Origin of the sequence: Bacillus sp. PPSBB_2 (assembly GCF_045291115.1) — a bacterium.
Taxonomy (GTDB): Bacteria; Bacillota; Bacilli; order Bacillales; family Bacillaceae_G; genus Bacillus_A; species Bacillus_A cereus.
Genome location: NZ_CP147983.1, coordinates 2,471,647 through 2,484,454, shown reverse-complemented (window position 1 = coordinate 2,484,454; position 12,808 = coordinate 2,471,647). Strand labels below are relative to the sequence as shown.

Genomic DNA, 12,808 nt, shown 5'->3' with positions numbered 1-12,808 from the left:
AATTTAAAAATCTGATTCATTTTCATACTTTACTTTCAAATTATGTTTATATGATTTTCAATTCAAGTAAGAGTATTTCATTTTCTAAAGTTTTCCTAATTTTAAAATCAGAATTTTCAATACAAATATGTTAACACTAAAAATATAACACGAAACCAAAAAATGTAAATGAATAGTTTTTTTATAAAAAATAGTCAGACTATTTACAAGGTAATCCGTATTCCATTGAACCAACTACGGCCCCTCAATTTTATTGATAACAATAAAAAAGCCCTCTAAATGATAGAGGACTTTTTCCAAGTATATTCTATTTTAAAGTTCTTACTTACCTTTTACTTTAAAAGATATTGCTGTAACTTCTTTATTAACAGTTCCCTCCCGTTTGGACTTACAATAATCTTCCCATTCGCTAACGAAATATTACTGTCTGAAATATCTCCTGTAAGTGCACAAGATCTTGGAGATTGATATTTTCGTAAAATAATTTGGTCCTCTTCTATAAACATTTCAAGAGAATCTTTTTCTACAATTCCTAAGTTCCGTCTTATTTCCATTGGAATAACAATACGCCCCATACTATCTGCTTTACGAGTAATTCCTCTTGATTTCATAAAATGCCACCCTTTATATTTATCTAATATTACGGTATTTATTTTAGCAATAAACAACAATTAGGAATAGTTCGTATTACAGTACTTTTTTAGAAATAAATAACAATTAGGAATAGTTTATGTTAGAATTCTTTCTTGTTTATTCTTGATTTTTAATATATTTTTCCTTGATTATTTTTATATATTGTTTTCTTTCAGTTAGTTCAAATATAAATAATGCTTTTTTTATGTCTCTTAAACCAACTTCATTAGAGTGCTGAACTTTCAATAAAATTGCACCTTTTTCAAAAAACAATTCACCTAATAAGTATAAAGTATTCATATTTATGGCTAATTTTATACCTATTTCACTATACTTTATTGCTTCTTCATATTGATTTGCAAGGTGTAAACATTTTGTTAACGTATGAATGAGTCTTAATTTGATTTCTTTTTCTCTAGGAAATTCTATCTTATTAAAATTAATTAAACTTTGTTTTAATATATTTATACTTTTCTCATACTCTTTATTTTCTGCATGTATTATAGCAATTGAATTCATTATGCTTATTTCTTTTTCTGATAAAAAGTTAGTACTACTTAAGGTTTGTTTTAATGCTCTATTTAAAATGTCAAAAGCATTACTTGTTGCTCCATTTACATAATATATAGCAATCGCTTCATGCCATAATAAAAATTGTTTATCCTCTTTCGATTGGAAATTATTATCATTTTTCTCTTTTTTCACTATTTCATAAAGCTCATTATATTGTTTTTGTTTTACACAATCTCTCATTACACATTTTACATTTTCAATATATTTTATTTTTTTATTTTTGGTTAGTGCGAATATATAATTTGGATCAAGACCAAGTCTTTCAGATAATTGATACAACAATATGCTAGATGGATAAATAATACCTTTTTCTATCTTACTAATTTGACTTTGTGAACATATTCCATGACATAATTCAGATTGTGACATGTTTTTTTTCTTTCTAAGTTCTTTAATAATAATACCAAGATTGTAGAATTCCATCTTTCCTCCCTCAAATGTAACACTTTATGAGTATAAGAATATTTTCCAACTTTTAATGTAATGTAAAATTGATATAGTTACAATTACTAATTATATGGATTTATAGTTTTTTTTACAAACTTGTATCACAATACGAGAAATTATTAAAATATGGTTCACTAATAATCAATGTGCGTTTTATTCACCCCCACTGATTATTAGTCCACCCCAGGCAGGCTTTTACAGGGAGTCCGACTTCTTTGCCACATCTAAATTTTGAGGTCGGAGTCTTACTACCCGCAAATAGCCGGATTAAAATAAATATGATTTTTCACCTTTATTTCTTTTAATAGTTTCTTTTGATTTTTATATAAATAATTTCGAAGGAGCGTATTTTATGAAAAGAATGTTGACCGAAAGAGAGTTAGAAGTGGCTATTTATGTAGCAAAAGGATACACAGATGCAGAAATTTCAAAAAAAATATATGTTACCCCTCGAAGAATTTCAACGATAATTAATCATATTAAAGAAAAATGGCATATTAATTCTAGAGTGGAATTAGGTATTTTAGTTTATCATTATGGTTTTATAGATGCACCCTTATTTTCAAATAAAAAAATTCAGCTATGTAAAAAGGTTGTACAATAGATAGCTGAATATAACGAGTTTAAATTGCAAATAAAAATAGAAGAGCAGACAAACTTTTATTATTTGGTTTACTCCATCACTTTTTAAATTTCAGACATTAATATAAAAAGGTTAGAGAATTAACTTCTCTAACCTTTTTATATACACTATTAGGTTTCAAACAGTAAAGATGCCCTAATGCTACCATTGATCCTGTTCCCTATTCAACCTTGTATAAACAAAAAAATCAGATATTACCACTATTCAAAACCAGTTACAATTCTCTCTTTCATTTTCTGTATTACTTCACTGCTCAATACTTTTTGACCAGCAGGAAGTTTTAATATGGCAGCGGCACCTTTACTAAGGTATATTTCTTGATCATTATTTTGATTTACTACCAATATTCCTTGCCCTTCAAATTCGAAATAACTAATATCTTTTGTTTCATTTGTATTATTTTTTATTGCTTTATATAATCCATATAAATCTTTACTTCTATTTTCTCCGCCCGTTCGAATCGGTTCAGTATCATTCGCAACAATTAGTCCTTCTGGCTGCTCACCCTTCATAATAAACCACAGCTTTTCATTTGTTGGTAATAGTAAATTCTTAAATTCAGAGCTATTTAAAATTTGCTGTGCTGGAATTGTTGCATAGATTGGTAACGAAAATGGAGATGTTGTTATTTTTTCAAAACTTAAATTTTCAGAAAAACTCCCCTTACTATATTGATAATCTTTTAATGCGATCGATTGTACTGATTCACTTTTATTTTTTGATGCATAACTAATTTTACTAGCGAAAATAATAACGGTCATTAAGCACATGCACAATATCACAAGCTTAAGTAGTTTTCCCATTTATGAACCCCCGCTTTTAATATTATTAGTTTGCATGGATATTATAAACAGTTTCACTCCACCAAAAATTATTATTGTTATGGAACGTACTGAAATTATGATTATAATGATCACCATACCAAGGGTCCATGTACGTTATATAATCTGTTCCATTTGTCCCTTTATAAAACCCATCAAGTACTAGAAAGTGTCCGATGTTAGCTCCATTTTGCCACATAATGAGTGCAATCATCGGCTGATTACTATTAATTTGACTTTTGAACCAATCATAAGATTTTGCTCCAGAACTTATAGCTGAGCTAACACCATATCCTGATAATCCATATTGTATTTCACGTGAAGTTGCAGGATTATTATATGATCCACCCTTAACATACCTAACGTACTGATCTTGTGAAGGAGTTTTTCCAAAATAATTTAAAACTGAAACCGAAGTGCCTGCCCAACACCAATTTGACCTTTCTTGTAATATGTTAGGTACAGATAATTTACGATCTATTGATGTATTTGGAGGATTTCCATTAATATACGCTGACGTTACATATACTTTTTTTCCATCTTTAAAATAATAAAACCAACGATTATCTAAATTTCCTGTCCAATAATCTTTAACCGTTTCACCATACTCCCATCCTTTAAAAGATACTTTTGTATTTCCGGGAATCACATCTACAATATTTGCATTTAAACTTTTTGCCTCTCTAACATTTACATTCAATGGAGCTGTTGTTCCTGAAAATTCAACTTCTTCTGCTATTATTTTCTGAACACCAATAAAACTAAATGTGAAAAACAATAAAAACATACAAACAATAAAATGCTTTCTTTCCTTCATTTCTCCACCCCTTCATCAGTACTAAAAAACATCAACAATTCATCCTTATTAATTGTTCAAGCTTAATATTACATACTAACGAAAAATGACTTCTCATAAAGTGAAACTTTAATCAGTAGTGGTTTTATTCATCCCCCACTGATTATTAGTTAAACCAATCGGACTGCCCGGCAAATTGCGGGATAAATTCCAATACAAAAAAGGAGCCTATAAATTTTTATAGACTCCTTTTTATTTCGTCGTTATTACTTAGCTAATTCTTTTGTACCCTTCATTACATCAATGAAGAATCCCCAGTTATTCACTACAGAAGAGATACTGATATGTTCATCTGGAGTGTGGACGTTAAAAATGTCTGGTCCGAATGAAATTGCATCTAATTCAGGCATTTTTTGAACGAATGCGCTACACTCAATCCCCGCATGCACAGCGAAGATTTCAATTTCTTTATTGTATTTTTCTTGATGTACTTTTTCAAATAAATTACGAATTTGTGAGTTTGGATTGTATGGCCATTCTGGATACTCTGACTCTATTTCAAATGTAGCACCAACTAATTCAGCAATATATTTGATTTCTTCTGCAACATGTTGTTTTAAACTACTTACAGAACTTCGCACTTCGTTACGTAATTTAATTTCATCTTGCAACGTTTCAATAACGCCTAAATTTGTTGAGCTTTCTACAAGACCTTTAATATCCATGCTCATGCTTTGAATGCCATTTGGAATTAAGAATAATGATGAAATAAGCTGCTTTTGTGTCTCTTTAGCAAATACTTTTTCAACTGTTTCATCCAATTTTGTCAGTGTAACATGAACATCTGGATCAACAGCACGCATTTCTTCTTGTAATACACGTGTCCATGATTCTAATTTTTCTTCTACTTTTCCTACATCTTCTGTACGAATTAAAATTGTAGCTACACTTTCACGCGGAATTGCATTCGTTTTTAAACCGCCGTGAACTTCACTTATGTTAAACTCCATATGTGCTGATAAATCACGTAATACTCGTCCTAATACTTTGTTCGCATTACCGCGTTGTTTATCAATTTCCATACCAGAATGTCCGCCTTTTAGACCACCAACATATAGACGGTATGCATCCATATTCGCTGGTGTTTCATCCCAAATTACGGGAATTGTTTCAACAGCTTTCGCACCACCTGCACTACTTACAAGTAATTTATGATCTTCTTCAGAATCAATATTTATAAATATCTTTCCTTCAAAATGATTTGGATCAATAGCAAAAGCCCCACCCATTGTCGTTTCTTCTTCAGTAGTGATAACGACTTCAAGTGCTGGATGCGGAATTTCTTTTGAATCTAATAAAGCTAATGCATACGCAACTGCAATACCATTATCAGCACCTAGAGTTGTTTGATTTGCATATAACATGTCCCCAATGATTCGTAATTCAATTGGATCTTTTTCAAAATCATGTACTGTTGCTTGATTTTTTTCGCAAACCATATCCATATGACCTTGAATAATAATAGCTGGTACATTTTCATAACCAGCTGTTGCTTCTTTTTTAATAATGACATTTAATGCTTCATCTTGAATGACTTCTAAGTTACGCTCTTTTGCAAAGCCCACTAAATAATCACTAATTTCCTTTTCATTACCTGATCCTCTAGGAATCTTTGAAATTTCTGCAAAATGATAAAATACAGGGTGCTCTGTTAATTGTTCTAAAGTAGAATACATGTTCAAGCTCCTCTCAAAATGAAAAAATAGTATGTAAGTCTTTTATCATTATACCATGATTCATTATTTTACCTTTCTTTTAACTTTTATTGTTTATTTTATATACAACAATATTACAATATTGTAAGAGCGTTGTAATCTATATAGATTTTTCTCATTTAATAATAGCCGTATACTTTTTAAAGAAGCACATTAAAGGAGATAAAGAAAATGAAAAAGTTTTTAGCAATTATTACACTATGTTTATTACTTTCTAGTTTTACTATTGGCTGTGAGAGAGCGTCACTAAATAGAATTAGTAAAGATGTATATTACGTGCAGATAAAAGGCGAAGGAACTATTGAAAAGGTAGATGATAGAAACTTACGAAACTATACGCTGCCCGCATTTAATGAAGATGGCGTCAAAAAACAAATTACATTTAGAAGTACAAAAAAAGAAAACAATCATAAATTAAATGAAGACGCGTTTTTACGCCTTTATGTAGATCAAGATGATAATAGCAAAAAATGAAATACCATCAATTGAAGTAAAGTCCTATGAAGAGATTCAGAAAACAGATTTACCTAAAAAAGTAAAAGATAAGTTTACTATTAAATAAAAAAACAAAAGAAAATGCTCTATGCATTTTCTTTTGTTCTTTTCACCTGTATATATTTTGAACTACTATTATTCATCAGTTTCTCTAACCGATTTATATTCTCCGTTAATGCACCTTTCACAAGAGAGAAATCTGTATTTGATTCTTCTTTTTTTTCTTTAAAAAACGAAGACTTTTGTACATTGACTTCAGCCATCTCCTCTCCCCCTTTTCAAAAAGATACAACCTTTTATTTATATTATATAGCAAATGTAGAAAGAGTGTACACTTATGATTTTCTTTTTAATTCTTCTTCTAATTCTTCTACTTGCTGCAACGTATCCCCTTTTATTAAAGAGAAATCTGTTGTATCTTCATTATCTTCTTTAAAAAAATCATTGTCATAATCTTTTACCACTACAATCACCTCTACATGCTAGTGTAGGAATGATTGTCCAATTTTATTCAACTTTGTCGGATTTTGTTTTTAATTTATGTATAGAAGAAAAGGACAGAAAAAGATTCTGTCCTTATTTACTAAAATAACTATGATGTATTGTTAAATTATATACATTTTCAAAATCCCGATCTTGCAGGTTATTTTTCTTTCCATCAATAACAATGAAAACATCACTTACTATTTTTGCTGGTATAATCCCGACATTTTCTACTTGCACCGCTTTCTGCTCATTCAATTGCTCGATATGTTCTAACGGAACGATAATACTAAATTGCGAGCGAATACCACGAAAGTTTGTATTTAATTCCTTCGCGGCTTCAAAAACAACAATTTTCGCGCCAATCTTTTCCCCATATGAATCTAAAAATGCATTTAAGCTCTTTGTATATTCCTCTTCCGTATGCCATTCCATCGTACCGAATACTGCTGGATTAACATTTTGAATAATTGTCGTGTATATTTCCCCTCTCGCTTTAGATGCAATTAATGATCGTTTTATTGATTGAACTGTCTTGCCAATATCGCTAAATTTCGCACCCCATATTTCTGAAATATTAGGCGTTAAAATGAACGCAATATCAACAAAAATAACCATTGCAGTAAACATTAAAAGATTTTTCCAGAGGGTTAAATCAATTCCTTTTATCATGAAATACACGGTGACAGATATGATAAACAAACCATACCAAGTCTTTCTAATACGTTGCTTTTTCTCCTCGTACAACTCCTCATTTTTCCAATAAAAGAAAACAAGGACTACAAAGACAATCGCTAAAACAAATAAGCCAATTCGAATGTTAGAGATCATTAATCACATCACCCTCCATTCAAAAACTACTCACGATATCATTACATGCGCAAGCTGCTCTCTTTATGACAAAAGACGTGGACAAGCTTCTAAAATTAGCTACATCGCATATATATTAGAAAGTACCACGTCTTTTATCCTGTTATTTGTGGGAAATAAGACCCCCACTGATTAAAATTTCACTTTACCATGAGTCTATATTGTATATGTAGACAAGCATTCATTTCAAATTTTCGTATTAAAAAGAAATATGTTTCGGAATTTCCCCTTCAGGTACTTCTCCATCCATACTTAAATAATAATGACGAATCGGACGTAAGTTTTCGTCTAATTCATAAACAAGCGGAATGCTAGTGGGAATATTTAATGAAACTACACCATCACTTGAAAGGTTGTCTAAATATTTTACTAGCGAGCGAATTGTGTTACCGTGTGATGAAATAATTACTTTATTACCACTTTTTAATGTCGGCGCAATTTCTGAATGCCAATAAGCAAGTACTCTCTTCTCCGTATCCTCTAAACATTCAGTTAATGGAAATTCACCTTTTTTGAGTGTTTTATATCTTGGATCGGTCGCTTCATATCGAGGATCGTCTTCAGTAAGAGCCGGTGGTCTTACATCAACACTTCTTCTCCAAATATGAACTTGCTCCTCACCATATTTTTGTGCAGTTTCATCTTTATTCAGCCCTTGCAATGCACCATAATGTCTTTCATTTAGCTTCCAAGATTTATGTATTGGAACCCAAGTAAGATCCATCTCATGAAGTACAATCCATAACGTCCGAATTGCGCGTTTTAATACTGATGTATAAGCCACATCAAAAGTATATCCGTTTTTCTTTAATATTGCTCCTGCTTCTCTCGCTTCACTTAATCCATTCTCTGATAGATCAACATCTGTCCATCCAGTAAAGCGATTTTCAAGATTCCATAAGCTTTGTCCGTGACGAATAAGTACAAGTTTTATCATTATAATTCCCCTTTCGGAAATGTGAATTTTATTGTTCCATTGCGTACACGTATAAAGTATCTAGTAATGTATCTTTTTATCCATTCACTCTATGACCAAATCATAGTTGCCAAATGTATGGATAAAATTTGTTCTTTTTCAAACGATAAAAACAGAAGTTTTTTCATTATTTTTGATCGACTGGTATTTCACGTTTCGATATCCAAGCATCAAAACCTGATCGGCTATTTGCCATTTCATTCATAACTTGGTGCCAATTGTCCTCACATGATTCACCAAATTTTGAAAAAATAGCACCCATTTGTTGTCTTTGTACATCACTCAGTTTTTTCTCTAAATCTGCACCTTTTTCTGTTAAAGACAACTGTTTTACACGTCGATCATGCATAGCTTCATTACTCTCAATTAAGCCCTTTTCCACAAGTTGACGTAGCGGTCCGTGGAGAGCTTGTTTACTTATTTCTAATAGTGATAGTAACTCATTTACACTTATCCCTGGAAAACGTGCAATAAAAAATAAAATTCGATGATGTACTCGTTGAATGCCATATTCTTTTATAATTTCATCTGGCTTTTCAGTAAATGTTTTATATGCAAAATAAAATAATGCTAATGCCTCATTCATCTGTTCTTCTTTATGTTGTGTCATCTACTTTCCCCCTGTATGTAAATTATACCACAATCTAGTAATGAATATTTTAATCAACGCATTAGAACTTATTTAGTCTATTGAAACATTCATTGCATAATTAGGAGATGATTCATTTGAAAAAACAATATACTATAAGTGCATATTTATTGGATAGACTACACGAATTAGGAATTGAACATATATTTGGCGTTCCTGGTGATTATAATCTTGCCTTTTTAGATGATGTAGTAGCACATGAAAATTTAAAGTGGATTGGAAATTGTAATGAATTAAATGCTGCATATGCAGCAGATGGGTACGCTCGCATAAAAGGAATCGCTGCTCTTATTACTACTTTCGGTGTTGGAGAATTAAGTGCTATTAACGGTATTGCTGGCTCATATGCGGAAAACGTGCCAGTTATAAAAATTACGGGTACGCCACCAACAAAAGTAATGGAAAATGGAGCAATCGTCCATCATACGTTAGGAGATGGAAAGTTCGATCATTTTTCCAATATGTATCGAGAAATCACTATAGCACAAACAAATGTAACACCTGAGCATGCTGCTGAGGAAATTGACCGTGTTTTACGTGCATGTTGGAATGAAAAACGCCCTGTTCATATTAATTTGCCGATTGATGTGTATAATAAACCAATTAATAAACCGACAGAACCTATTATAAATAAACCTATTTTAAGTAATAAAGAAGCATTAAATAAAATGCTTCTACATGCCATTTCAAAAATAAATAGTGCCAAAAAACCTGTTATTTTAGCTGATTTTGAAGTAGATCGATTTCACGCTAAAGAAAATTTACATCAATTCGTAGAAAAAACTGGGTTTCCCATCGCGACGTTCAGTATGGGAAAAGGAATATTCCCAGAAAAACACCCTCAATTTATAGGGGTTTATACTGGTGATGTAAGTTCTCCGTACTTGCGAAAAAGAATTGATGAATCTGATTGTATTATTAGTATTGGTGTGAAGTTAACTGATACTATTACAGGCGGCTTCACACAAGGTTTTACAAAAGAACAAGTTATAGAAATCCATCCCTACACTGTGAAAATTATAGATAAAAAATACGGTCCAGTTGTAATGCAGGATGTTTTACAACATTTAAGTGATTCAATTGAGCATCGTAATAAAGATACCCTTGACGTTAAGCCATTTATTTTAGAATCATCACCTTTTACTGAAGAGTTCATTCCAAAAGCACAAATGGTCACACAAAAACGTTTTTGGCAGCAAATGTACCATTTCTTACAAGAAAACGACGTCTTAATTGTAGAGCAAGGAACACCTTTCTTTGGTAGTGCTGCTATCCCTCTACCTAATAACACTGCATATGTAGGACAACCGTTATGGGGATCTATCGGCTACACACTGCCTGCTCTACTTGGTACACAGCTCGCCAATTTATCACGGCGCAACATTTTAATTATTGGTGACGGTTCTTTCCAAGTAACTGCCCAAGAGTTATCAACTGTACTACGTCATAATTTAAAACCGATTATATTTTTAATCAATAACAACGGATACACTGTTGAACGTGCCATTCACGGCCAAAGCCAACCTTATAATGATATACAAATGTGGGATTACAATAAACTATCAATGGTATTTGGGTCAGAAGAAAAAAGTCTAACATTTAAAGTAGAAAATGAAGCAGAATTAGCAGAAGTCTTAACAAATATAACTTTTAATAAGAATCAACTTATCTTTATTGAAGTTATAATGAGCCAAAGCGATCAACCTGAATTGTTAGCTAAACTCGGGAAAAGATTTGGTCAGCAAAATTCTTAATATAAAAGCATAACCTAATTATACAATTGGTAGTGTAAAACTTGTTTTGAGAATAGTTTCGACAATCAAAATACATAAGGAAAAGGATGGAAAGCACCATCCTTTTCTATTTTAAGAGCGTTCTTCGACTAACACCCCGTGCGACAAGCAAAAATTCTTAATCCATCTTTAACTTTATAGCTTTTGTCGCAATAAATGTTTTAATATGCTTATCTAATATCCTTGTTCCACCAAAATCATCCTCATAAAAACCTGTTATAGCAAAACCAGCTTCAATTTGGCCTTGGATTTGGTCTTCTAAAGTATGCGCATATTCTATTGTTTGATTTGAATCGATGTAATCTTGAACTTCATCCTCTGGTAAATAATCCAATGTTGATGAAGGAATTGAATGTTTAACATCCAGAATACCTTTTTGTTCTTGGTTATCATCAAAGATCCATAGTAACGGATTTGTAAATCCAGCAATAAGAATACCTTTATTCTTTAAAACCCTAGAAACTTCATTCCATACAAGATGAACATCTTTTACAAACAAATAAGCTACGCTTTTTCTTTTTTATTCAGCAAGAGTTAACTGCCAAGATACACCATACTTATCATTTAACCAGCCAAACTTTTTACTAAACGGATAAGAACCTAAAGGCATAAGAATCGCTCCATCCTGCGCTAGTTTATGAAAGACCGTTTCAATTTCTTCTTCTGTCTCACAAGTTACATAAAGAGACATAGCTGGAGTGAATGTAAAATTATGATTTACATAACTATCAATACACATAAACTCTTGGCCATTTAACGTAAAAGTTGCATGAATTACAGTTCCCTCTTTACCAGGTCCATTTTCATCGTAGCGAGAAATACTTACAATTTCCGATTGATCAAATAGCGACGTATAAAAATTCATTGCTTCCTCAGCTTTGCCTTCAAACATTAAAAACGTAGTAATTTTTTGATTTGTGTTACTCATATGGAGACAGCCCCTTGTTATATATTTATGTAAAACATAAGTCGGCCAAAAACCGAACGTATATTCCTATAAGTGTATTGTCTATAAAAACGATGAGTTTGTCAATTATCTACTTTATTATTTCTTCTTAAATAATGCTGTCCAAAGAAATGATTCTCCAAACATTTCTTTCGGTCGTTTCATTTGTTTCATCCTTCTAATCTCAATTACCTCAAATTCTTTAAATATCTCTCTTAACTTTTCTTCCGAGTATGCAAGACCACCTTGTAGACTCCATCCTCTATATACATCCCAATCTGTTATTTCCGATCCATTTCGCTCATCTAAATCGCCTGCCGCAAAACATGTTAATCCGAAATAACCACCCGATTTTAATGAGTTTTTAATTAAATCCACATAATTTATTCTTCTATGCGGTGGAATGTGATGCAAACAGCCCGAATCGTATACAAAACCAAATTCGTTTTGAACCTCTAAATTAAAAATTGAATCACAAATAAAATGAATTGCTACCCCTTTTGCCAATGCCCTTTCTTTAGCCCAATTAATGCCTTCTACAGATAAATCCACTGCTGTTACATCAAATCCTTGAGTCGCTAAATAAATGGCATTTCTACCTGGACCACATCCAAGTTCTAATACCTTCCCTTTTGAAACTCTCTCTTTTTGTATATACGAAACTAGATTCTCATCTGGAACATTTTCAAAAAACGGAACATCCTTTTCTCTATTCTCATAAAACTCATTCCAAAATGGTTCTGCAGGTCTTAATAATGAATCAAGCATTTTTAAAATGTCTTCTTGTGTGTGTAACGTTTCAGTTTTCATTAATACCCCTCCATGAATTAATAGTCAGAAAATTATTATATATCTTTTTGAACTTTCAAACAAAGAAAAAACTCCTACATTCAATAGGAGTTTTTTCT

General features: G+C 31.6%; 14 protein-coding genes and 2 pseudogenes. 3 read left to right on the top strand and 13 right to left on the bottom strand.

Going from position 1 to position 12,808, the window contains the following annotated elements; translation table 11 throughout:
• Positions 1 to 332: 332 nt before the first annotated feature.
• Both V6946_RS12525 and V6946_RS12520 read right to left on the bottom strand, forming a co-directional pair.
• Complete coding sequence (locus V6946_RS12525; protein ID WP_006924031.1) at positions 333 to 611, bottom strand: AbrB/MazE/SpoVT family DNA-binding domain-containing protein; 279 nt, start codon at positions 609 to 611, stop codon at positions 333 to 335.
• A 139-nt stretch (positions 612 to 750) separates the two neighbouring features.
• On the bottom strand, positions 751 to 1,629 hold the full coding sequence (locus tag V6946_RS12520) for a helix-turn-helix domain-containing protein (RefSeq protein ID WP_006924030.1): 879 nt from the start codon (positions 1,627 to 1,629) through the stop codon (positions 751 to 753).
• A gap of 376 nt (positions 1,630 to 2,005) precedes the next feature.
• On the opposite strand from V6946_RS12520, the gene V6946_RS12515 reads away from it, so the two are divergent.
• A complete protein-coding gene (locus tag V6946_RS12515) occupies positions 2,006 to 2,257 on the top strand; it encodes a response regulator transcription factor (protein ID WP_000827560.1) in 252 nt (83 codons plus the stop codon).
• 239 nt (positions 2,258 to 2,496) lie between these two features.
• On the opposite strand, the gene V6946_RS12510 is transcribed toward V6946_RS12515, so the two are convergent.
• The 3 genes from V6946_RS12510 to pepD form a co-directional block, all read right to left on the bottom strand.
• Complete coding sequence (locus V6946_RS12510; RefSeq protein ID WP_033692635.1) at positions 2,497 to 3,099, bottom strand: hypothetical protein; 603 nt, start codon at positions 3,097 to 3,099, stop codon at positions 2,497 to 2,499.
• A gap of 25 nt (positions 3,100 to 3,124) precedes the next feature.
• Positions 3,125 to 3,934, bottom strand: coding sequence for a papain-like cysteine protease family protein (locus V6946_RS12505; protein WP_000664545.1), 810 nt, complete (start codon positions 3,932 to 3,934; stop codon positions 3,125 to 3,127).
• 245 nt (positions 3,935 to 4,179) lie between these two features.
• Positions 4,180 to 5,649, bottom strand: coding sequence for a beta-Ala-His dipeptidase (pepD, locus tag V6946_RS12500; protein WP_006924028.1), 1,470 nt, complete (start codon positions 5,647 to 5,649; stop codon positions 4,180 to 4,182).
• A gap of 210 nt (positions 5,650 to 5,859) precedes the next feature.
• On the opposite strand from pepD, the pseudogene V6946_RS12495 reads away from it, so the two are divergent.
• Positions 5,860 to 6,250, top strand: a pseudogene (locus tag V6946_RS12495) (YxeA family protein).
• Positions 6,251 to 6,269: 19 nt separating this feature from the next.
• Here the strand turns inward: V6946_RS12495 and spoIISB are convergent.
• The 5 genes from spoIISB to V6946_RS12470 form a co-directional block, all read right to left on the bottom strand.
• Positions 6,270 to 6,446 carry a stage II sporulation protein SB gene (gene spoIISB / locus V6946_RS12490; RefSeq protein WP_000852629.1) on the bottom strand — a complete coding sequence of 59 codons (177 nt, stop codon included), beginning with the start codon at positions 6,444 to 6,446 and terminating at the stop codon, positions 6,270 to 6,272.
• Between the two features lie 72 nt (positions 6,447 to 6,518).
• Complete coding sequence (locus V6946_RS12485) at positions 6,519 to 6,647, bottom strand: hypothetical protein (protein ID WP_000237818.1); 129 nt, start codon at positions 6,645 to 6,647, stop codon at positions 6,519 to 6,521.
• 112 nt (positions 6,648 to 6,759) lie between these two features.
• Positions 6,760 to 7,497 carry a type II toxin-antitoxin system SpoIISA family toxin gene (locus V6946_RS12480; RefSeq protein ID WP_000624977.1) on the bottom strand — a complete coding sequence of 246 codons (738 nt, stop codon included), beginning with the start codon at positions 7,495 to 7,497 and terminating at the stop codon, positions 6,760 to 6,762.
• Between the two features lie 238 nt (positions 7,498 to 7,735).
• On the bottom strand, positions 7,736 to 8,473 hold the full coding sequence (gene gpmA, locus V6946_RS12475; protein ID WP_000594152.1) for a 2,3-diphosphoglycerate-dependent phosphoglycerate mutase: 738 nt from the start codon (positions 8,471 to 8,473) through the stop codon (positions 7,736 to 7,738).
• Between the two features lie 166 nt (positions 8,474 to 8,639).
• Positions 8,640 to 9,122: a MarR family winged helix-turn-helix transcriptional regulator gene (locus tag V6946_RS12470; protein WP_000191886.1), complete on the bottom strand. Its 483-nt coding sequence runs from the start codon at positions 9,120 to 9,122 to the stop codon at positions 8,640 to 8,642.
• Positions 9,123 to 9,229: 107 nt separating this feature from the next.
• Between V6946_RS12470 and V6946_RS12465 the strand changes: the two genes are divergently transcribed.
• The gene (locus tag V6946_RS12465) at positions 9,230 to 10,915 is read left to right on the top strand and encodes an alpha-keto acid decarboxylase family protein (protein WP_061684617.1); all 1,686 of its coding nucleotides are present in this window, start codon (positions 9,230 to 9,232) and stop codon (positions 10,913 to 10,915) included.
• A 157-nt stretch (positions 10,916 to 11,072) separates the two neighbouring features.
• On the opposite strand, the pseudogene V6946_RS12460 reads toward V6946_RS12465, so the two are convergent.
• From V6946_RS12460 to V6946_RS12450, 3 genes and pseudogenes are all read right to left on the bottom strand, one after another.
• Positions 11,073 to 11,462, bottom strand: a pseudogene (locus V6946_RS12460) (SAM-dependent methyltransferase); the annotation flags it as partial.
• A gap of 12 nt (positions 11,463 to 11,474) precedes the next feature.
• The gene (locus tag V6946_RS12455; RefSeq protein ID WP_000072495.1) at positions 11,475 to 11,882 is read right to left on the bottom strand and encodes a VOC family protein; all 408 of its coding nucleotides are present in this window, start codon (positions 11,880 to 11,882) and stop codon (positions 11,475 to 11,477) included.
• A 117-nt stretch (positions 11,883 to 11,999) separates the two neighbouring features.
• Entirely contained in the window at positions 12,000 to 12,710 is a 711-nt protein-coding gene (locus V6946_RS12450; protein ID WP_006924016.1) for a class I SAM-dependent methyltransferase, read from the bottom strand.
• Positions 12,711 to 12,808: the final 98 nt, after the last annotated feature.

Excerpts from the sequence above, each read along its gene's own strand:
- V6946_RS12525 (WP_006924031.1), bottom strand. The coding sequence starts at position 611 with ATGAAATCAAGAGGAATTACTCGTAAAGCAGATAGTATGGGGCGTATT.
- V6946_RS12520 (WP_006924030.1), bottom strand. The coding sequence starts at position 1,629 with ATGGAATTCTACAATCTTGGTATTATTATTAAAGAACTTAGAAAGAAA.
- V6946_RS12515 (WP_000827560.1), top strand. The coding sequence starts at position 2,006 with ATGAAAAGAATGTTGACCGAAAGAGAGTTAGAAGTGGCTATTTATGTA.
- V6946_RS12510 (WP_033692635.1), bottom strand. The coding sequence starts at position 3,099 with ATGGGAAAACTACTTAAGCTTGTGATATTGTGCATGTGCTTAATGACC.
- V6946_RS12505 (WP_000664545.1), bottom strand. The coding sequence starts at position 3,934 with ATGAAGGAAAGAAAGCATTTTATTGTTTGTATGTTTTTATTGTTTTTC.
- pepD (WP_006924028.1), bottom strand. The coding sequence starts at position 5,649 with ATGTATTCTACTTTAGAACAATTAACAGAGCACCCTGTATTTTATCAT.
- spoIISB (WP_000852629.1), bottom strand. The coding sequence starts at position 6,446 with ATGGCTGAAGTCAATGTACAAAAGTCTTCGTTTTTTAAAGAAAAAAAA.
- V6946_RS12480 (WP_000624977.1), bottom strand. The coding sequence starts at position 7,497 with ATGATCTCTAACATTCGAATTGGCTTATTTGTTTTAGCGATTGTCTTT.
- gpmA (WP_000594152.1), bottom strand. The coding sequence starts at position 8,473 with ATGATAAAACTTGTACTTATTCGTCACGGACAAAGCTTATGGAATCTT.
- V6946_RS12470 (WP_000191886.1), bottom strand. The coding sequence starts at position 9,122 with ATGACACAACATAAAGAAGAACAGATGAATGAGGCATTAGCATTATTT.
- V6946_RS12465 (WP_061684617.1), top strand. The coding sequence starts at position 9,230 with ATGATTCATTTGAAAAAACAATATACTATAAGTGCATATTTATTGGAT.
- V6946_RS12455 (WP_000072495.1), bottom strand. The coding sequence starts at position 11,882 with ATGAGTAACACAAATCAAAAAATTACTACGTTTTTAATGTTTGAAGGC.
- V6946_RS12450 (WP_006924016.1), bottom strand. The coding sequence starts at position 12,710 with ATGAAAACTGAAACGTTACACACACAAGAAGACATTTTAAAAATGCTT.